The 18,220-nt window shown below is 71.7% G+C and carries 17 protein-coding genes; 8 read left to right on the forward strand and 9 right to left on the reverse strand.

Annotated features, from left to right (window positions below; all coding sequences use genetic code 11):
- The first annotated feature begins 197 nt into the window (after positions 1–197).
- Positions 198–845 (forward strand): TetR family transcriptional regulator, encoded by a 648-nt coding sequence (locus ACIBCK_RS14930; protein WP_135335578.1) that lies wholly within the window; start codon positions 198–200, stop codon positions 843–845.
- 93 nt (positions 846–938) lie between these two features.
- Here ACIBCK_RS14930 and ACIBCK_RS14935 read toward each other — a convergent pair whose 3' ends face one another.
- Both ACIBCK_RS14935 and ACIBCK_RS14940 read right to left on the reverse strand, forming a co-directional pair.
- Positions 939–1,412 (reverse strand): nitroreductase family deazaflavin-dependent oxidoreductase, encoded by a 474-nt coding sequence (locus ACIBCK_RS14935; RefSeq protein ID WP_399390214.1) that lies wholly within the window; start codon positions 1,410–1,412, stop codon positions 939–941.
- The gene (locus ACIBCK_RS14940; RefSeq protein ID WP_399390686.1) at positions 1,412–2,656 is read right to left on the reverse strand and encodes an acyl-CoA dehydrogenase family protein; all 1,245 of its coding nucleotides are present in this window, start codon (positions 2,654–2,656) and stop codon (positions 1,412–1,414) included. Before ACIBCK_RS14940 ends, ACIBCK_RS14935 begins: the two co-directional genes overlap by 1 nt.
- A 157-nt stretch (positions 2,657–2,813) precedes the next feature.
- Between ACIBCK_RS14940 and ACIBCK_RS14945 the strand changes: the two genes are divergently transcribed.
- Together ACIBCK_RS14945 and ACIBCK_RS14950 are read left to right on the forward strand one after the other, a co-directional pair.
- Complete coding sequence (locus ACIBCK_RS14945; protein WP_399390216.1) at positions 2,814–4,040, forward strand: thiolase C-terminal domain-containing protein; 1,227 nt, start codon at positions 2,814–2,816, stop codon at positions 4,038–4,040.
- Between the two features lie 110 nt (positions 4,041–4,150).
- Positions 4,151–4,834: a pyridoxal 5'-phosphate synthase gene (locus ACIBCK_RS14950; protein WP_399390218.1), complete on the forward strand. Its 684-nt coding sequence runs from the start codon at positions 4,151–4,153 to the stop codon at positions 4,832–4,834.
- A 39-nt stretch (positions 4,835–4,873) separates the two neighbouring features.
- On the opposite strand, the gene ACIBCK_RS14955 is transcribed toward ACIBCK_RS14950, so the two are convergent.
- Complete coding sequence (locus ACIBCK_RS14955; RefSeq protein WP_399390220.1) at positions 4,874–5,770, reverse strand: GNAT family N-acetyltransferase; 897 nt, start codon at positions 5,768–5,770, stop codon at positions 4,874–4,876.
- Between the two features lie 79 nt (positions 5,771–5,849).
- A complete protein-coding gene (locus tag ACIBCK_RS14960) occupies positions 5,850–6,281 on the reverse strand; it encodes a Zn-ribbon domain-containing OB-fold protein (RefSeq protein WP_399390222.1) in 432 nt (143 codons plus the stop codon).
- 280 nt (positions 6,282–6,561) lie between these two features.
- Here ACIBCK_RS14960 and ACIBCK_RS14965 point away from each other — a divergent pair, with 280 nt between their 5' ends.
- The 3 genes from ACIBCK_RS14965 (at position 6,562) to ACIBCK_RS14975 (ending at position 11,499) form a co-directional block, all read left to right on the forward strand.
- On the forward strand, positions 6,562–7,737 hold the full coding sequence (locus ACIBCK_RS14965) for a flavin-containing monooxygenase (protein ID WP_399390224.1): 1,176 nt from the start codon (positions 6,562–6,564) through the stop codon (positions 7,735–7,737).
- 614 nt (positions 7,738–8,351) lie between these two features.
- On the forward strand, positions 8,352–10,577 hold the full coding sequence (locus ACIBCK_RS14970) for an acetate--CoA ligase family protein (protein ID WP_399390226.1): 2,226 nt from the start codon (positions 8,352–8,354) through the stop codon (positions 10,575–10,577).
- Between the two features lie 103 nt (positions 10,578–10,680).
- On the forward strand, positions 10,681–11,499 hold the full coding sequence (locus ACIBCK_RS14975; RefSeq protein ID WP_399390228.1) for an enoyl-CoA hydratase/isomerase family protein: 819 nt from the start codon (positions 10,681–10,683) through the stop codon (positions 11,497–11,499).
- A 38-nt stretch (positions 11,500–11,537) separates the two neighbouring features.
- Here ACIBCK_RS14975 and ACIBCK_RS14980 read toward each other — a convergent pair whose 3' ends face one another.
- Positions 11,538–12,020 (reverse strand): hypothetical protein, encoded by a 483-nt coding sequence (locus tag ACIBCK_RS14980; protein WP_399390230.1) that lies wholly within the window; start codon positions 12,018–12,020, stop codon positions 11,538–11,540.
- 7 nt (positions 12,021–12,027) lie between these two features.
- The gene (locus tag ACIBCK_RS14985) at positions 12,028–12,480 is read right to left on the reverse strand and encodes a hypothetical protein (protein ID WP_399390232.1); all 453 of its coding nucleotides are present in this window, start codon (positions 12,478–12,480) and stop codon (positions 12,028–12,030) included.
- A gap of 111 nt (positions 12,481–12,591) precedes the next feature.
- Here ACIBCK_RS14985 and ACIBCK_RS14990 point away from each other — a divergent pair, with 111 nt between their 5' ends.
- On the forward strand, positions 12,592–13,206 hold the full coding sequence (locus tag ACIBCK_RS14990; protein ID WP_399390688.1) for a flavin reductase family protein: 615 nt from the start codon (positions 12,592–12,594) through the stop codon (positions 13,204–13,206).
- Here the strand turns inward: ACIBCK_RS14990 and ACIBCK_RS14995 are convergent.
- Positions 13,199–14,527, reverse strand: a complete 1,329-nt coding sequence (locus tag ACIBCK_RS14995; protein ID WP_399390234.1) for an MFS transporter — start codon at positions 14,525–14,527, stop codon at positions 13,199–13,201. The two genes, ACIBCK_RS14990 and ACIBCK_RS14995, sit on opposite strands and share 8 nt — an antisense overlap.
- 59 nt (positions 14,528–14,586) lie before the next feature.
- On the opposite strand from ACIBCK_RS14995, the gene ACIBCK_RS15000 reads away from it, so the two are divergent.
- Positions 14,587–15,609 (forward strand): GlxA family transcriptional regulator, encoded by a 1,023-nt coding sequence (locus ACIBCK_RS15000; RefSeq protein WP_399390236.1) that lies wholly within the window; start codon positions 14,587–14,589, stop codon positions 15,607–15,609.
- Between the two features lie 289 nt (positions 15,610–15,898).
- Here the strand turns inward: ACIBCK_RS15000 and ACIBCK_RS15005 are convergent, their stop codons facing one another.
- The gene (locus tag ACIBCK_RS15005; RefSeq protein ID WP_399390238.1) at positions 15,899–16,969 is read right to left on the reverse strand and encodes a Zn-dependent alcohol dehydrogenase; all 1,071 of its coding nucleotides are present in this window, start codon (positions 16,967–16,969) and stop codon (positions 15,899–15,901) included.
- Complete coding sequence (locus tag ACIBCK_RS15010) at positions 16,966–18,207, reverse strand: acyl-CoA dehydrogenase family protein (protein ID WP_399390240.1); 1,242 nt, start codon at positions 18,205–18,207, stop codon at positions 16,966–16,968. Before ACIBCK_RS15010 ends, ACIBCK_RS15005 begins: the two co-directional genes overlap by 4 nt.
- Positions 18,208–18,220 lie beyond the last annotated feature (13 nt).

The raw sequence follows: 18,220 nt of genomic DNA on the forward strand, positions 1-18,220 counted from the left end.
ATCGGGGTGTTGTGGGACAAAGAAGGCGCAAGAAGAAGGAGATATGTGAGCGAAACTTGATTCGAACGCACGAACTATTCACGTACGGCTCCCCACCGGCGCGCGAAATCGAGAGAAATACGCCCCTCGATACGGCCCCCAACCCCATTTGCACTCGGCCGAATCGCGCTCCGATCACCCCTCGGTAAGCTGACGGCATGACAGGACAGGTACGTACCGTCGACGGCCGCGTGGCCGGTCGGCGAGGTCAGGCGACGCGTCAGAAGCTGCTCGACTGCCTCAGCGAGATGCTCAGCTCCTCGCCCTACCGGGACGTCAAAGTCATCGACGTCGCCCGGAAGGCGGGGACTTCACCCGCGACCTTCTATCAGTACTTCCCCGACGTGGAAGGCGCCGTCCTTGAGATCGCCGAGCAAATGGCGGCGGAAGGCGCGGAGTTGACCCAGCTCCTCGACGGCCGCTCCTGGGTCGGCAAGGCGGGGTGGCAGACCGCACAGGAGCTGGTCGACGGCTTCCTCGACTTCTGGCGCAAGAACGACGCGATCCTCCGGGTGGTCGATCTGGGCGCCGCCGAGGGCGACAAGCGCTTCTACAAGATCCGCATGAAGATCCTGAACTCGGTCAACAACTCCCTTACGGACACGGTCAAGGAGCTCCAGGCCAAGGGCAAGGTCGACAAGGACGTCAGCCCGGCGGCGATGGCCGGCTCCCTGGTGGCCATGCTCGCCGCGGTCGCCTCGCACCAGCGGGGCTTCCAGACCTGGGGCGTCAAGCAGGCCGAACTGAAGCCCAATCTCGCACTGTTGGTGCATCTGGGCGTAACAGGCAAGAAGCCGACGAAGTAGCCCCTGCGGGGCTCCCGTCCTTTTGTCCTGTCAGCCTCAGCGGCGGATCACTTATGTGGTCCGCCGCTGTGGTCCCTGCCGGGCATCGCGGCATCAGCCGCGCCTCTCCAGGCGGAACAAGCGGATCTCCCGCTCCACCCGGGATTGATACGTGGCGTACGGCGGCCAGAAAGCCAGGACCGCCTCCCAAACCTTCTCCCGCTCCTCGCCCCTCAACAGCCGTGCCCGTACCGGGATGTCCTTGCCGTGCCAGCTGATGTCCGCGTCGGGGTGGGCCAGCAGATTGCCGGTCCAGGCGGGGTGCCCCGGGCGCCCGAAGTTGGAGCCGATCAGGATCCAACTCCCGGACTCCTCCGGCATACAGGCCAAGGGCGTGCGCCGCGGGATCCCGCTCTTGGCGCCGCGCACCGTCAGGATCACGCCGGGCAGCATCTTCGCGCTGAGCAGCACCTTGCCGCGCGTGAGGCGGTGCACGGTGCGGTCCATCGCGGGTATGAAGCGCGGGGCGATCTTCGCGAAGGCCCGGGTGGACGACACCTTCTGCATCAGGCGGACACCGGGCGGCATCAGACGGCCACCGTCGGCTGCGCTTCGGACGTGGACGCCGTCGCCGCGCGGAACAGGTCGGCCCGTTCCGCCGCCCGCGCCCGCAGCCGGTGCACGGGCCCGAAGAGCAGTTCGTCGCTCGACGCCCGCTTGAAGTACAGATGCGCCTCGTGCTCCCAGGTGAACCCGATGCCGCCGTGCAGCTGCACCGCCTCCGACGCGGCGGTCCGCAGCGCGTCGAGCGACTGCGCGAGCGCGAGCCCCCCGGCCTGCTCGGACGTCTGCCCAGCCATCTGTCCGGAGCCCGTCCCGGTGGCCCACGCCGCGTAGTACGCGGCCGACCGCGCGGCCTGTACCTGGACGTACACGTCCGCGAGCCGGTGCTTGACCGCCTGGAAGGAGCCGATGGCCCGCCCGAACTGCTCGCGCTGCTTGACGTACTCGACGGTCCGTTCAAGGGCCCGGTCCGCGGCGCCCACGGCCTCCGCGGCGAGCACGGTCGCGGCGATGTCACCGACGGCGGCCAGCGCGCCCGGCACGTCGGCGTCATCAGTGACGCCGAGCAACTCCGCCTCCACATCGCGCAGTTCGACGCGAGCCTGCGGCCGTGTCTCGTCGAGGGAGATCTGCCGGGTCCGTACGAGTCCGGCGGCGCCCTCCGGCACGAGATAGAGGAGCGTACGGGAGCGGGCGAAGCCCCCGGTGTGCGCGGCCACCACGAGCAGCCCCGCGCTGTGCCCGTCCAGTACCTGCTCCGCCTGCCCGTAGAGCCGCCAGACCCCGTCGTCCGAGAGCTTGGCCTGCACGCCGCCCGCACGGCCGCCGCCCGACCAGTCGCCGAGGTTGTCGCCGACCAGGCCGAGCGCGGTGGCGAGTCCGGTGCCGGGCACGGCGAGCGCGGCGGTGAGGCCGCCGGTGGCGATGCGGGGCAGGAGCCGCGACCGCTGCTCGTCGGTGCCGAGACGGTGAAGGAGCGGGGCGACGAGCGCGGCCGTGGCGAAGAGGGGCGAGGGGGTGAGGGCGCGGCCGAGCTCCTCGCCGCCGAGTGCGAGCTCCGCAGGGCCGCACCCCACACCCCCGTACGACTCGGGGACGGCGATGCCGGGCAGGCCGAGCTGTTCGGCGAGGGCGGACCAGAGGGCGGTGTCGTATCCGGCGGGGGTGCGGACCGCGGCCTTCACCTCGTCCGGGCCGCAGCGTTTGGTGACGAGCTCACGAAGGGTGCGGCGGATTTCTTCCTGCTCCGCGGTGAAGGCGGCGTCCATCGGCGGGCTCCTCCCCGGGGTGGCGGCCATGCCCGCCACCCGAATCTGACGGGCCGTCATGCTAAGACCGTGCCGACCAGATGCACAGGGTCACGACGCCACGTAACACCTCCCGACGACTCCCGGCGACACGCCAACCTGATGTACCGTCAGATTCATGCCAACTCCCCTTCCCCACAGCACTCCTGTGGCGTCGGCCGGTACGGGCGCGGCGGCCACCCGCACGCGCAAGGTGGCCGTCGTCGGCATATCCCTCTCCGACTGCGGCCGCGTCGACGAGGCCACCCCCTATGCCCTGCACGCCCAGGCGGCCCGCCGAGCCCTGGCCGACTCGGGCCTGGGCCGCGAGGTCATCGACGGCATCGCGTCGGCCGGCCTCGGGACGCTCGCCCCGGTCGAGGTCGCCGAGTATCTGGGCCTGAAGCCGCGCTGGGTCGACTCCACCTCCGTGGGCGGATCCACCTGGGAGGTCATGGCGGCCCACGCGGCGGACGCGATCGCCGCCGGGCACGCGAACGCCGTGCTCCTCGTCTACGGCTCGACGGCGCGGGCGGACATCAAGGCCGGGCGGCGCACGTCGAACCTGTCCTTCGGCGCGCGCGGGCCCCTCCAGTTCGAGGTCCCGTACGGGCACTCCCTGATCGCCAAGTACGCGATGGCCGCGCGCCGCCACATGCACGAGTACGGCACGACGCTCGAACAGCTCGCCTCGGTGGCCGTCCAGGCACGGGCGAACGCGGCGACGAACCCCGACGCGATGTACCGCGACCCGATCACGGTCGACGAGGTACTCGGCGGCCCGATGATCGCGGACCCGTTCACCAAACTGCACTGCTGCATCCGGTCCGACGGCGGCTGCGCGGTGCTCCTCGCGGCGGAGGAGTACGTGGCCGACTGCGCCTCTACCCCCGTGTGGGTGCTCGGCACCGGCGAGCACGTCTCGCACACGACGATGTCGGAATGGGACGACTTCACGGTCTCCCCGGCAGCGGTCAGCGGCCGCCTCGCCTTCGAACGGGCCGGGGTACGCCCCGAGGACGTAGACATCGCGCAGATCTACGACGCCTTCACCTACATGACCCTGGTGACGCTGGAGGACCTGGGGTTCTGCGCGAAGGGCGAGGGCGGCGCGTTCGTGGAGAAGGGCCGCCTGCTGCGGGGCGGCGAACTCCCGACGAACACGGACGGCGGCGGCCTCTCCGCCCAACACCCGGGCATGCGCGGCCTGTTCCTCCTGGTGGAGGCCGTACGCCAACTACGCGGAGAGGCGGGCGAGGGCCGCCAGGTCCGGAAGGCGCGGGGCGGCCTGCCAGAGGTGGCGGTGGCTTCGGGAACGGGCGGATGGTTCTGCTCTTCGGGGACGGTGGTGCTGGGGCGGGGGTAGGGGGATTGCTGCGGGGTGCGGGGTGCGGGGTGCGGTCCCGCGGGGGTCACCCTCGCCCCAGGCTTGGACCGCTCACGTAGATTCGCCGAGCCCTCCCGTAGATTCGGCGGATGGACGACACCGACAGGCCCGATGACATCGCCCACGGCCGCGCCCTCCTTCGCTCCCTCCGCGTCTGGGACACCGAACTGCCCCCGTTCGACCCGGAGACCGCCCCCACCGAGCCGTTGCCCCTCTTCTGGCAGTGGTTCGTGGACGTGGCCGAGGCGGGGCAAGTGGAGCCACACACGATGACGCTGGCCACGGCGGACGAGTCGGGGCGCCCTGACGTACGGACGCTGATGCTGCACGACGCGGACGCCGACGGCTGGCACTTCGGCTCGCACGCGGGCAGCGCCAAGGGCCGCCAGCTCGCCGCGCGCCCGGAGGCCGCGCTCGGGTTCTACTGGCCCGTCCAGGGCCGCCAGGTCCGCGTGCGCGGCCGGGTCACGGCGGCGAGCGCCACCGCGAGCCGCGCCGACCTCGCACGTCGTTCGCCAGGGGCACTGGCGTCGGCGCTCGTCGGCAGGCAGAGCGAAGTGCTCCCGTCGTACGGGGATCTGGTGGCCGCGAGCCAGGCCGCGTGGGAGCACGCGCAGGCGGAACCGGACGCACCGGCGCCCAGCTGGACGCTGTACGTGCTCGAACCGGCGGAGGTCGAGTTCTTCCAGGGGGACGCGCGACGCAGGCACGTGCGGCTGCGATACCGCAGGCAGACGGACGGAAGCTGGCTCAAGGAGCTGCTGTGGCCGTGAGGGGCCCGGCCCGCATGAGGGTCCAGGGGTGAAGCGCTGCTACGTGAAGCTGTACTGCGCGAAGTCCCGCACCGGGCGGAACCCGAGCCGCTGATACAGCGCGTTGCTCGTGGGGTTGTCGAGGTCGGTGAAGAGCAGCACCTCGTCCGCGCCCGCCGCGACCGCCGCGCCGCTCACGGCGGCGGTGACCGCGCCCGCGTAGCCCCGCCCGCGCAGGTGGGCCGGGGTGTAGACGGGGGCGATCCTGACCTGGCCCGCGACCCGGCGGGTGTTGCCCGCCATGGCGAGAGGGGTGCCGTCGGGGGCTTCCCAGAGGGTGACGCCCCCGTAGGCGAGGCGGGCGTCGGCCCATTCGCCGGCGTCCATCGCGGCCTTCTGCCCGAGGGCCTCGTGGAACTCACCGTGCCAGAGCGCGAGCAGCGCCCGGTCGCCGCCGGTGGCGACGCGCGCGCCGCCGGCCGGTGCGGGCTGGGGCGGCGTGAGGGTGCCGAGGCGGTACAACCGCTGGGCGTAGTGGACGACGGGGGTGGCGTGCGTCCGCCGCTGCCAGGCGGCGGAGAACGCAGCCGCGGTGGCACTCTCGGCCGCCACCCCGGCAGGCGCGAGGCCCGCGTCGGCGAGGACTTCGGCGAGCTGGTCGGCCGCGGCAACGTCGACGGCCGCGTCGGTGCCTGCGAGCGGGCTGAGGGTGGGCAAGTGCGGCGGGGTCCACAGGAAGGCACCGCTCACGACGCCGTCACCGTCAGCGCGGATTCCGAAGAGGGGATCTTCCTTCCCGTACACATGCAGCCCACGCGTACGGAGCATGTCGGTGACGCTGAGCAGCGCGGTGTGCAGGGCGGGCGCCGAGTGCAGGAAGGCCGCGGCGCGGGAGTGGAACTCGTCGAGGTCGGAGGTCAACTGCCAGACACCCGCATGCGCACTTGAGGAGGCCATGGACCATGATCTCCCTGGCCGCAGGCCCGACGGAAGCGAATTAAGCGGCGTGCAGCAGCAGGCAATGCACCCCTCGTGGCTACGGGGCGGTCCGCGGCCGGAACACCGGGACCACCGTCCCCTCCCCCACATCCCGGAACCCCGCCTCCAGCGCCATCCCGATCCGCAGCTCGCCCTCCTCGCAGTCGACGATCTCCGTCATCATGCGCGGGCCTTCGGCGAGGTCGACGACCGCGGCGACGTACGGGACGCGGGTACCGAACGGCGGCAGGTCGTTCCGGTGCACCACTGACCAGGTGTAGAGCGTGGCGTGGCCGCTCGCCCGCTGCCAGGTGACGTCCTCGCTCCAGCAGTGGGGGCAGAACTCGCGCGGGTAGTGGTGCGCCTCGCCGCATCGCCCGCAGCGCCGGATCAGCAGCTGCCCTTCGGCCGCCGCGTCCCAGTAGGGCCGGGTGAAGGCGTCGGCCTCGGGGAGGTCGAAGCGCGGGCTGGCGGAACTCGAAGTACTCACAAGGACGGCCCGCTTTCTGACGCCACACAACAACCACTTCTGACGGTCAGTCAGTTCACCGCATGCCCGGCGCACAAGCAAGACATGCACTCAAAGCAACGCGTACCAGGGGGTGTACGAGTAGGAGGCGTACGCAGGAGGGCGGACGCCTCACCGGGCCCGCGGACGTGGCGCGAAACCCACGGACGCAGGGCGCGCCGCGTATACCCGTGATCAATTCGCAACCGGTTTGGGGCTTGACCGTCCCCCATCAAGTGATCGCGTGATTACTCTCAGGTTCATGGCCGACACCACTCCCCCACAAGCGCCACAGCAAGACCGTCCTGTGTACGTCGTCGGCGGCGGACCCGGCGGGCTCTCCGTCGCGGCCGCGCTGCGTGCCCGCGGCGTACGCGCGGTCGTGCTCGAGAAGTCCGACCGGGTCGGCGCCTCTTGGCGCTCGCACTACGCCCGCCTGCACCTGCACACGACGCGCCGCCTCTCCGCCCTGCCGGGGCTCCCGATACCGCGCTCCTTCGGACGCTGGGTGTCACGTGACAACGTGCTCCGCTACCTGGAGAAGTACGCCGAGTTCCACGAGCTGGAGATCGTCACCGGCGTCGAGGTGTCCCGCCTGGAGCGTACGGCCGACGGCGCGGGCTGGCTCCTGCACGCCACCGGCGGACGGGAGTTGACCGGCAGCGCGGTGGTGATCGCCACCGGGTACAACCACACGCCCCACCTGCCGGACTGGCCCGGCCGCGACACGTACACAGGCGAACTCCTGCACGCGAGCGCCTACCGCGACCCGCGCCCGTACGAGGGCAAGGACGTCCTGGTCGTGGGCGTCGGCAACACCGGCGCCGAGATCGCCGTCGACCTCGTCGCGGGCGGCGCGGCCCGCGTCCGGCTCGCGGTGCGCACCGCGCCGCACATCGTCCGCCGGTCCACCGCGGGCTGGCCCGCGCAGCGCACGGGCATCCTGTGCCGCAGGCTGCCCGTCGCGCTCGTGGACCGTCTCGCGGGCCCGATCGCCAGGGTGAGCGTTCCCGACCTGTCGGCGAGGGGGCTGCCCCGCCCGGACACCGGCCTGTACTCGCGCGTCAAGCAGGGGGCGATCCCGGTCCAGGACGTGGGCCTCATCGACGCGGTGCGCAAGGGCAAGGTCGAACCGGTCGCGGCCGTCGACTCCTTCGAGGACGGCAAGGTCGTCCTGGCCGACGGCACCCGGATCGTCCCCGAGGCGGTCATCGCGGCCACGGGCTACCGCCGGGCACTGGAACCGCTCCTAGGCGACCTGGGCGTACTGGACGCAAAGGGCACGCCCCTCACCCGCGGCCCCCGCACCACAAAGTCGGCCCCCGGTCTCTACTTCACCGGCTTCACGAACCCCATCAGCGGAATGCTGCGCGAAATGGCCCGGGACGCAGAAAAGATCGCAAAGGCCATAACGAAAACCCACCCAACCCCCCGCTGACGCCCCGAGGGGCCCCACAAGGGGCGCGACCGCAGGCCCCGCAAGGGGCGCGGGGAACTGCGCACCCAGCCACGACGCCACCTCAGACACCCAACGAACGCCCAGGCCCCCAAGGGGCGCGAGGAACGGCGCGCCCAGCCAAGACGGCGCGTCAGACGCCCACGAACCCCAACGCCCCCTATAGGGGCGCGGGGAACTGCGCACCCAGCCACGACGCCGCGAAAGACACCCGACGAACCTCGACGGCCCCGTAAGGGGCGCGGGGAACTGCGCGGCCAACCACAACAGGCCAGCAGGCACCCGACGAACCGCAACACCCCCAAGGGGCGCGAGGAACCGCAACACCCCCAAGGGGCGCGAGGAACCGCAACACCCACCCACAACGCCACCGCAGACACGCACACCCCCGGCCCCCCCACCCCCACAACCCCCCGTGGCCGGTACTACACCCTCCCGAAACCCCACCCCCCGAAGGGGGAGTAACCCCCCGGCCCACCCGGGTACTGCTAAAGGGCCGCCCCCACTTCGTGCAGCACTGTTCCTGACACACCGTCAGTTCAGTAACCTGACTATGCGTCAGTTGGAGTTGCTGTCACACAGGAGCGGGCGGACCGATGCTTGGATCGACTTACGGCACCTTCACCACCGACCCCCGCCGCGCGCGTGTTGTGGCCTGCGGCGAAGCCCCGGGACCCGCCGTCCACGGACACGCCGCCACGGCGGACGACCTGGACGTCAGCGGACGCCCGCTGCACGCCGACATACCGGACCTGGACCGGTTCTTCCGCCCCGAGGCCGTCGCCGTCATCGGCGCGTCGGACGCCGACGGACGGCCGAACACCGGCATCACGCGCCAGCTCATGGACTGGGCCGAGCGCGGCGGCGCCCGGCTGTACCCCGTGCACCCCACCCGCCGGTCCGTCTTCGGCACCCCCTGCTTCCCCTCCGTCGCGGATCTGCCGGAACAGGTCGACCTGGCCGTACTCCTCGTCAGTGACCCCCTTCCCGTGATCGAGGAACTCGCCGAAGCCAAGGTGAAGTTCGCCGTGGCCTTCGCCTCCGGGTTCGCCGAGACCGGCGAGGAGGGCGCGGCGGCCCAGGCCCGCCTGGCCGCCGCCGTGGAACGCTCGGGGCTGCGGCTGCTCGGGCCCAACACCAACCTCAACGCCTTCGAGAAGTTCCGTGACGACCTCGAAGGCCCCGCCATCGCCCTGATCACCCAGTCCGGCCACCAGGGCCGCCCCGTCTTCACGATGCAGGAGATCGGCGTACGCCTCTCGCACTGGGCGCCCACCGGCAACGAAGCCGACCTGGAGACCTCCGACTTCATCTCCTACTTCGCCGAACGCCCCGAGGTCGGAGCCATCGCCTGTTACGTCGAGGGCCTGAAGGACGGCCGATCCTTCCTGCTCGCCGCGGACCGCGCCGCCCAGCGCGGCGTGCCCGTCGTCGCGGTCAAGGTCGGCCGCACCGAGACCGGCGCCCGCATGGCGGCCTCACATACCGGCAAGCTCACCGGCGCCGACACGGTCATCGACGCGGCGATGCGGCAGTACGGCGTGATCCGCGTCGACGGGCTCGACGAACTCCAGGACACGTCCGCCCTGTTGGCGCGGGCGAAGCCCCCGAAGGCGGAGGGCGTCGTCGTCTATTCGATCTCGGGCGGCACGGGCGCGCACTTCTCGGACCTGGCGACCGAGGCGGGGCTGCGGCTTCCCGCGCTCTCGGACGCCAAGCAGGCGGAGCTGCACCAGTGGATACCGGACTACCTGAACGTCGCCAATCCCGTCGACAACGGCGGCCACCCGGTGGGCGACTGGCGCGGCCGGAAGATCATCGACGCGATCCTGGACGATCCGGAGGTGGGGGTGCTGATCTGTCCCATCACCGGCCCCTTCCCGCCCATGAGCGACAAACTGGCGCAGGACCTGGTGGACGCGGCGGAGCAGACGGACAAGCTGGTGTGCGTGGTGTGGGGCTCGCCGGTGGGGACCGAGGAGGCCTACCGCAGCACGCTCCTCGGCTCGTCGCGCGTCGCCACCTTCCGTACCTTCGCCAACTGCATCACGGCCGTACGCGCCTATCTGGACCACCACCGCTTCACGGCCCGCTACCGCTCCCCCTTCGACGAGGCCCCGCGCACCGCCTCGCCCTCCTTCCGCAAGGCGCAGGCCCTGATGCGGCCCGGCCAGCAGCTGAGCGAGCACGCGGCGAAGCAGCTGCTGCGCGCGTACGGGATTCGCGTACCGCGTGAGCAGTTGGTGACCAGCGCGGCGGCGGCCGTGCGGGCGGCCGGGCTCGTCGGCTACCCGGTGGTGATGAAGGCGTCCGGGGCGCACCTCGCCCACAAGAGCGAACTGGGGCTCGTGAAGGTCGGGTTGACGTCGGCGAGCCAGGTGCGGGACGCCTACCGGGAGCTGACCGACATCGCCCGCTACGAAGGCATCGCGCTGGACGGTGTCCTCGTCTGCCAGATGGTGGCGCGGGGCGTCGAGATGGTGGTGGGCGTGACGCAGGACGATCTTTTCGGTCCTACGGTGACCGTCGGGCTCGGGGGTGTCCTCGTCGAGGTGCTGCGGGACGTGGCCGTACGAGTGCCGCCGTTCGGGGAGTCGCAGGCCTCCGCGATGCTGTCCGAACTGCGCGGGCGCGCGTTGCTCGACGGGGTCCGGGGGGCGCCCCCCGCCGACGTCGACGCACTCATCGAAGTCGTCCTGAGGGTGCAGCGGATGGCGCTCGAACTGAGCGATGACCTCGCCGAGTTGGACATCAATCCGCTGATGGTGCTGCCCCAGGGGCAGGGTGCGGTCGCGCTGGACGCCTTGGCCGTCTGCCGCTGAGCGCCTTTCCGGACCGCAGCTTCGCGCCGGACCGCCGCTTCGCTGCGGATGTCTCCCGCGCACCCACCCGATTACCCCGCATACGAATCGGAGCCACTCCCGCATGTCGGACACCCCCCTCGACTCATTGGTACTCCACGCCACTGACAACGCCGTCTCGTGGATCACCCTCAACCGGCCCGAAGCCATGAACGCCGTCACCTGGGACCAGCGCGAACGCGTCATTTCGCTGCTCGCCGACGCCTCGTCCGACCCCGGCGTCCGAGCGGTCGTGATCACCGCCACCGGCAAGGGTTTCTGCGCGGGGGCCGATCTACGCGGCGCGCCCAGCGGCACGCCCAACGGCGGCGCCGAGCGCGTGCCCGGTGACGTGGCTCGCACGATCAAACGGGGCGCCCAGCGCCTCATCTCCGCCGTACTCGACTGCGAGAAGCCGGTGATCGCCGCGGTGAACGGCACCGCGGCCGGCATCGGCGCGCATCTCGCGTTCGCGTGCGACCTCGTCATCGCCGCCGAACAGGCCAAGTTCATCGAGGTGTTCGTGCGCCGCGGCCTGGTGCCCGACGGAGGCGGCGCCTATCTCCTGCCGCGCCTGATCGGCCCGCAACGGGCCAAGGAGCTGATGTTCTTCGGGGACTCCGTGCCGGCCGCGGACGCCGAACGGCTCGGGCTCGTCAACCGCGTCGTACCGGCCGGTGAACTGGAGAAGACGGCCCGCGCCTGGGCGGAACGCCTGGCGACGGGACCGACCCGCGCCATCGCCCTGACCAAGCAACTGGTCAACGCGTCCCTGGAATCGGACCGCGCGACCGCCTTCGCGGCGGAGGCGGCGGCGCAGGAGATCAACATGACGACGAAGGACGCGAACGAAGGCGTCACCAGCTTCGTGGAACGACGCTCACCTTCTTACGAAGGCCGCTGAGGCAGCCCCCGGCCCACCAGGAGCCGGCGGCGGCGGCCTCAGTCCTTCACCAGTTTCTCGATCTCGGGGGCGTCCGGATCGCCGGACGTCACGAACAGCTCGGGGGCGTCCTCCGTGCCGCCGATCGACCAGGCCTGGGTGCCCTGGCAACCGTCAAGGTCGATGTCGACCCTGGGGCGGCCGTCGGTGTCGTCGAAGCCGATGGTCCACGTGCCGGTCACTTCGCAGCCCGAGAGACCCTTCTCGTCCAGGGTTTCGTCCGGGGCGACGATGGCGGACTCGTCCTCCTCGTCGGCCGGCAGCTCCGCGAGTTCGGCGCGCCCGTCCGCCGTCAGCCTCAGCACCGCCCTGTCGCCGCCCTCGTCCCGCCACACCCCGGCGAGCTGCTCGTCGCTGAGCCGCGGCGGCTCGTACTCCTTGAGGAGTCCCGTGGCGGTGGCCACCCCGGCCAGCGCTACGACCACCACGCACAGCCCCACCGAGGCGAGTCCCGACCGGAACCAGAGCCTGCGCAGCCGCACGGGACCCTCACTCGCCCGCCTCTCCCAGTACGCGAGGGCCAGCGCGGGCAGCACCCCGGCGGCCGCCCCCCCACAGCATCGGTTCGACGAACGGCCCGCCCAGGGCGGCGAAGAGGAGCCCCCACCCCGCACTCGGCACCAGTTGGGCGCCGATCACCCAGGCCCACTCCGGACCCCGTCCGGACTTCCGCCGCGCCGTCCGGCCGATGAGCGTCGCCGGAACGACCTGCACGCACGCGTGCACCAGGCCGAGGACCGGAAGGAGCAGCGGCAGGAAGAGGACGAGGCAGGCCAGGCCGATGGCGCCACCCTCGGCTGCCCCGTAGTTGTCGTTGTCCAGGGAGAGCACGAAGGCGACCAGTCCGGCCGCGGGCAGTTGCGCGGCGCACGCCGCGCTGGCCGCCGCCATCCCACCGCCCCAGGGATCCCGCGCGCCGTCCCGTGTGTCCCCCCACGTCATGGACCTGAAGGTACGCGGGCCATCACACCGCCGATGAGGCGCCTCCCCCTACCGAAGAGCCGGCCCGCGCCCTTCCCATCTGACGGCCCGTCAGCTTCAATGGCTGGTGTGATGGGACATGCAGGGATGGCGGCCACCGTCGTCCGATACCTCAGGTCGGTCGGCGCACCGACCGCCACCGGCCCGGTCGAAGTCCTCCCGCGCCCGCAGCTGCGGGCGGTCGGCGACGACGAGCGGGCGCCGCTCGACGCGGGTGAGTTCCGGCGCGTGCTCGGGAACTTCGCGACCGGCGTGACCGTTGTCACGGCACCGGCATCCGAAGGCGAGGAAGGCCCGGCGGGGTTCGCCTGTCAGTCCTTCTCCTCGCTCTCCCTCGACCCGCCCCTGGTCTCCTTCATGGTCGCGCGTACGTCGACGACGTGGCCGCGCATCGCGCGCGCGGGCGTCTTCTGCGTCAACGTCCTCGGCGCCGACCAGGGCGCGCTGTGCCGCGGCTTCGCGGTGAGCGGCGCCGACAAGTTCGCCGGTGTCGTGTACGACGCCGCGCCCGTCACCGGCTCGCCCCGCCTGGCCGGCGCACCGGCCTGGATCGACTGCACGATCCAGGCGGTGCACACCGGGGGCGACCACCTGATCGTGGTCGGCCGGGTGGACGCGCTGGGCGCCACGGACGAGGGCGAACCGCTCCTCTTCCACCGAGGCAGGTTCGGCACGCTCGCTACATGACCGCGGGCCGCACGGCCTGCTCGTCGCCGGCCCGCCGGATGACCAGGGCCATCAGCGCCGCCGCCGCGCACAGCGCACCGGAGGCGATCCACATGACGTCGTACGACCCGAAGGCGTCCCGTACGACGCCGCCGACGACGGCCACGATCGCGGCTCCCACCTGGTGCGAGGCGAGCACCCAGCCGAAGACGATGGCGCTGTCGTCGCCGTACTGCTCGCGGCACAGGGCCAGGGTCGGCGGCACCGTCGCCACCCAGTCGAGGCCGTAGAAGACGATGAAGAAGATCATCGGCGGGTGCACGGTCGGCGCCAGCAGCAGCGGCAGGAAGAGCAGCGAGACGCCGCGCAGCGCGTAGTACACGGCAAGCAGCCGCCGCGCGTCGAAGCGGTCCGTGAACCAGCCGGACGCGATCGTCCCCACGACATCGAAGACGCCGATGACGGCGAGGAGCGAGGCGGCGGCCGTGATCGGCATGCCGTGGTCGTGCGCGGCGGGCACGAAGTGTGTCTGGATCAGGCCGTTCGTCGACGCGCCGCAGATGGCGAAGGTCCCCGCGAGCAGCCAGAACGGGCCGGTGCGTGCCGCCTTGAACAGCACGGTGACCGCACGCCGCGCGGCCCCGGTGGTGGGCGGCGGCTTCTCCACGAACTCCTCGGAGCCGTACGGCTTCAGGCCCACGTCCGCTGGATGGTCGCGCAGCAGCAGCCACACGAACGGGACGACGGCGAGCGCGGCAAGGGCGACGGTCACGGCGGCGGGCCGCCACTCATGCGCCTCCACGAGCCAGGAGAGCAGCGGCAGGAAGATCAGCTGCCCTGACGCGGAGGCCGCCGTCAGGATGCCGGTGACGAGCCCGCGCCGCGTGGTGAACCAGCGGTTGGTGACGGTGGCCGCGAAGGCGAGCGCCATGGAACCCGAGCCGAGACCGACGAGCAGCCCCCAGCACAGCAGCAGCTGCCAGGCATGCTGCATCCACACGGTGAGCCCGGAGCCGAGCGCGATCACGACGAGCGCGACCGCCACGACCCGCCGGATGCCGAAGCGGTCCATCAGCGCGGCGGCGAACGGCGCGGTGAGCCCGTACAGCGCGAGGTTGATGGAGACCGCGAGGCCGATCGTGCCGCGCGACCAGGAGAACTCGTCGTGCAACGGATCGATGAGCAGGCTCGGAAGGGAGCGGAACGCGGCGGCGCCGATGATCGTCACGAAGGTGACGGCGGCGACGAACCACGCCCGGTGGATACGGCGCCGTCGCCTCGGCGCCTCCAGGGGCGCCTCGACCGTCTGATTCACGTCTGTCTGGGTCACGACAACCAGCATCCGGTTCCCGGCGACCCTGATCGAGTGGCCCGAAGGACAGCATTGACTAGGATCGGGCCATGGCCTCAGAGACCGGCATCCCGCACACGACCACCGCCCCGCACCGTGTGGTGGTCCTGGCCCTGGACGGCGTGATCCCCTTCGAGTTGGGCATCGCGCAACGGATCTTCGGCCGTGCGAGGGCCGCCGAAGGCCCGTGCCTCTACGAGGTCGTGACGGCCTCCGTCCGCCCTCCGGGCCCGGTGCGCAGCGACGCCGACTTCGCGATCTTGGTGGAGAACGGCCCGGAGTGCCTGGCCACCGCCGACACGGTGGTGATCCCGGCGTCGTACGAACTGGGGCCGGTCTACGAGGAGGGCGTCCTGACCGAGGAACTGGCCTCGGCCCTGGCGCACATCACACCGGGCACGCGCCTGATCTCCATCTGCACGGGCGGGTACGTGCTCGCCGCGGCCGGCTATCTGGACGGCCGCACCGCGACGACGCACTGGTCGTCGGCGGAGCACTTCCAGCGCCTCTTCCCCCGGATCACGGTGGATCCGGAGGTCCTCTTCATCGACGACGGGGACATCCTCACCTCGGCGGGCGTGGCCGCGGGCCTCGACCTCTGCCTTCATGTCGTACGCCGTGACCATGGAGCGGCGGTCGCCAACGAGGTGGCCCGCCGTACGCTGGTGCCGCCGCACCGAGACGGGGGCCAGGCCCAGTACATCCAACGCCCAGTCCCGGCACCGCAGTTCGCGACGACGACGGCCGCGCGGGCGTGGGCCCTCGCGCGGCTCCACGAGCCGATTCAGCTCCGCGACATGGCGGATCAGGAATCCATGTCCGTACGCACCTTCACGCGCCGCTTCCGCGAGGAGGTGGGGATCAGCCCCGGCCAGTGGCTGGCACAGCAGCGGGTCGAGCGGGCGCGCCACCTTCTGGAGTCCAGCGATCTCTCCGTGGACGGGGTGGCGCGGGATGCGGGCTTCGGTACGGCGCAGTCCATGCGGGGGCACTTGCAGGCGGCCCTGGGTGTGACCCCGACCGCGTACCGCCGCACGTTCCGAGCGGGGGCGCTGTCGGGGCCTGGGCGGTGACCCCGGGTTGCCCCTCCCCTTACCGAACAAGCCTTTCCCGCCCACCCACCCGATTGCCCCGCAGCAACCGGCGAATCGCCGCAGTCGGCAGCGCGCGCGAAGGGACGTGCCGGTATGTCCGCCCGGAGCACGGCTCCCGAAGGCTCCGGAGCCGAAGCAGCCCAGCGCCCACCGGACGATAGCGAGGACGGACATACCGGCGCGGCCCCGCACCCACCCACAGGCCGGCCCCGCACAACGCACGACCGCCCGAACCCAGCAACGCACCGCCAAAGCCCCGCAGGCCCCATCAGAACGTCAAAACCCCCCGCGCCACCCTCCCCGCCTCCGCGTCCCCCACCGCCTTCGCGAAGTCCTCCACCGGATACGTTTCCGTCACCAACTCGTCCAGCAGCAGGCGCCCCGCCAGATAAAGCTCCGCGTACAGGGCGAAGTCCCGCTGCGGGCGGGCGGAGCCGTAGCGGCAGCCCAGGATGGACTTGTCCAGGAACAGGGACGACACCAGGAACGACGCCTCGGCCGTGGCCGGTGGCACCCCCAGCAGGATCGCCTGCCCATGCCGGTCGAGGAGGTCGATCGACTGGCGGATCAGCTCGACCCGGCCCACGCACTCGAAGACGTGGTCGGCCCCCGTCGGCAGCAGCTCCCGGACACCCTCGGCCTCCGCCGAGGAGAAGAAGTGCGTCGCGCCGAACTGCCGTGCCACGCCCTCCTTGTCGGGGTTCGCGTCGACCGCCACGATCCGCGTGGCCCCGGCGATCCTGGACCCCTGGAGGACATTAAGTCCGATCCCCCCGGTACCGATCACCACCACGCTGTCACCCCGGTCGACCTTCGCGCGGTTCAGGGCGGCGCCGACCCCCGTCACCACCCCGCACCCGATCAACGCCGCCGACGTCAGCGGAATCTCCTCCGGGATCTTCACGGCCTGCACGGCCTTCACCACCGTGCGTTCCGCGAACGCGGAGTTGGCTGCGAACTGGTAGATCGGCTCGCCGCCCCGCGAGAACGGCTGGTCCGGCATCCCGATCGCGCGCCGGCACATGGTCGGCCGCCCCCGGTTGCACTCCCCGCACGCCCCACAGCTCGCGATGGTCGAGAGCGCCACATGGTCACCGGCGCTCACATGGGTCACCCCCGCGCCGACCGCCTCCACCACCCCCGCCCCTTCATGCCCGAGCACCACCGGCGAGGGGAAGGGAATGGTCCCGTCGATGACCGACAGGTCGCTGTGGCACAGCCCCGCGGCCTTGACGGCGACCAGCACCTCCCCCGGCCCCGGGTCCCGTACCGCCAGGTCGTCGACGACCTGGACCCGACTCCCCTCAGCCTTGCTCCTGTCGAAAACGACACCCCTCATCGCGCCTCCCTCGGCAGGCCGAGCACACGCTCGGCGATGATGTTCCGCTGAATCTCGTCCGAGCCGCCGTAGATGGTGTCGGCCCGCGTGAAGAGGAACAGCCGTTGCAGGGCGTCGAGTTCGTACGGGGCATCCTCGCGCCAGTCCCCGGGGCCGACCGCCCCCACCGCCCCCCGCACCGCCATGGCCAGCTCGCCGAGCCGCTGATGCCACCCGCCCCACAGCAGCTTGGCCACGCTCGGCGCCCCGGCATCAGGACGGGCGACGCCTCCCGAACCGGCCAACGTACGCAGCGCGTTCCACCGCATGACCCGCAACTCCGCCCACTGCCGAACGAGCCGGTCCCGCAGCACCGGATCATCGACCGCCCCGCTGCCGACGGCCTCCCGGACCACGGCCCCCAGCTCCTCCGCGAACCCGATCTGCTGTACGAGGGTGGAGACTCCCCGCTCGAAGCCGAGCAGCCCCATGGCGACGCGCCACCCGTCACCCACGCCGCCGACCACGTGCGAGGCGCGCGCGACCGCCCCGTCGAAGAAGACCTCGTTGAACTCGCTCGTCCCCGTCAACTGCCGGATGGGACGCACCTCGATGCGGCCTGGCTGATCCATCGGCACCAGCAGGAACGAGATCCCCCGGTGCCCACGCGACCCCGCCTCCGTGCGCGCAAGCACGAAGCACCAGTCCGCCTCGTGGGCGAGCGAGGTCCAGATCTTCTGCCCGGTGACGCGGTACACGTCGCCGTCCAGCGCCGCCGCCGTCCGCAGCCCCGCCAGGTCCGACCCGGCCCCGGGCTCGCTGTAACCCTGGCACCACAGCGCCTCCCCGCGCGCGATGGGCGGCAGGAACTCGTCCCGCTGCTCCTGGCTGCCGTACGCGAGCAGGGTCGGGGCCAGCAGGTTCTCGCCGATGTGGCCGTAGCGTCCGGGCGCCCGCACCCGCGCGTACTCCTCCGCCCAGACGACCTGCTGGGTCAGCGTCGCCCGCCGGTTCCCGTACGCACCGAGGCCCGGCCCCGAGCCCGCACCGTCGCCCGCACCGGTGTCCCAGCCGAGCCCGATCCACCCGCCCCGGCCCAACTCCCGCTCCCAGGCCCGCCTTTCGGCCGCGCCCTCGTGCTCACTGCCAGGCCCGCCGCGCCCCGCCGCCCCGGCGAACACCCCCGTCAGGTGCTCGCCGAGCCACGCCCGTGCCTCCGCCCGGAACTCCTCGTCCTCGGCGCCGAATCCGAACTCCACCGCCTGGCCCGCC

Source organism: Streptomyces sp. NPDC051218, from assembly GCF_044455475.1.
In the GTDB taxonomy this organism is placed as follows: Bacteria; Actinomycetota; Actinomycetes; order Streptomycetales; family Streptomycetaceae; genus Streptomyces.

Excerpts from the sequence above, each read along its gene's own strand:
- ACIBCK_RS14930 (WP_135335578.1), top strand. The coding sequence starts at position 198 with ATGACAGGACAGGTACGTACCGTCGACGGCCGCGTGGCCGGTCGGCGA.
- ACIBCK_RS14935 (WP_399390214.1), bottom strand. The coding sequence starts at position 1,412 with ATGCCGCCCGGTGTCCGCCTGATGCAGAAGGTGTCGTCCACCCGGGCC.
- ACIBCK_RS14940 (WP_399390686.1), bottom strand. The coding sequence starts at position 2,656 with ATGGACGCCGCCTTCACCGCGGAGCAGGAAGAAATCCGCCGCACCCTT.
- ACIBCK_RS14945 (WP_399390216.1), top strand. The coding sequence starts at position 2,814 with ATGCCAACTCCCCTTCCCCACAGCACTCCTGTGGCGTCGGCCGGTACG.
- ACIBCK_RS14950 (WP_399390218.1), top strand. The coding sequence starts at position 4,151 with ATGGACGACACCGACAGGCCCGATGACATCGCCCACGGCCGCGCCCTC.
- ACIBCK_RS14955 (WP_399390220.1), bottom strand. The coding sequence starts at position 5,770 with ATGGCCTCCTCAAGTGCGCATGCGGGTGTCTGGCAGTTGACCTCCGAC.
- ACIBCK_RS14965 (WP_399390224.1), top strand. The coding sequence starts at position 6,562 with ATGGCCGACACCACTCCCCCACAAGCGCCACAGCAAGACCGTCCTGTG.
- ACIBCK_RS14970 (WP_399390226.1), top strand. The coding sequence starts at position 8,352 with ATGCTTGGATCGACTTACGGCACCTTCACCACCGACCCCCGCCGCGCG.
- ACIBCK_RS14975 (WP_399390228.1), top strand. The coding sequence starts at position 10,681 with ATGTCGGACACCCCCCTCGACTCATTGGTACTCCACGCCACTGACAAC.
- ACIBCK_RS14985 (WP_399390232.1), bottom strand. The coding sequence starts at position 12,480 with ATGACGTGGGGGGACACACGGGACGGCGCGCGGGATCCCTGGGGCGGT.
- ACIBCK_RS14990 (WP_399390688.1), top strand. The coding sequence starts at position 12,592 with ATGGGACATGCAGGGATGGCGGCCACCGTCGTCCGATACCTCAGGTCG.
- ACIBCK_RS14995 (WP_399390234.1), bottom strand. The coding sequence starts at position 14,527 with ATGCTGGTTGTCGTGACCCAGACAGACGTGAATCAGACGGTCGAGGCG.
- ACIBCK_RS15000 (WP_399390236.1), top strand. The coding sequence starts at position 14,587 with ATGGCCTCAGAGACCGGCATCCCGCACACGACCACCGCCCCGCACCGT.
- ACIBCK_RS15005 (WP_399390238.1), bottom strand. The coding sequence starts at position 16,969 with ATGAGGGGTGTCGTTTTCGACAGGAGCAAGGCTGAGGGGAGTCGGGTC.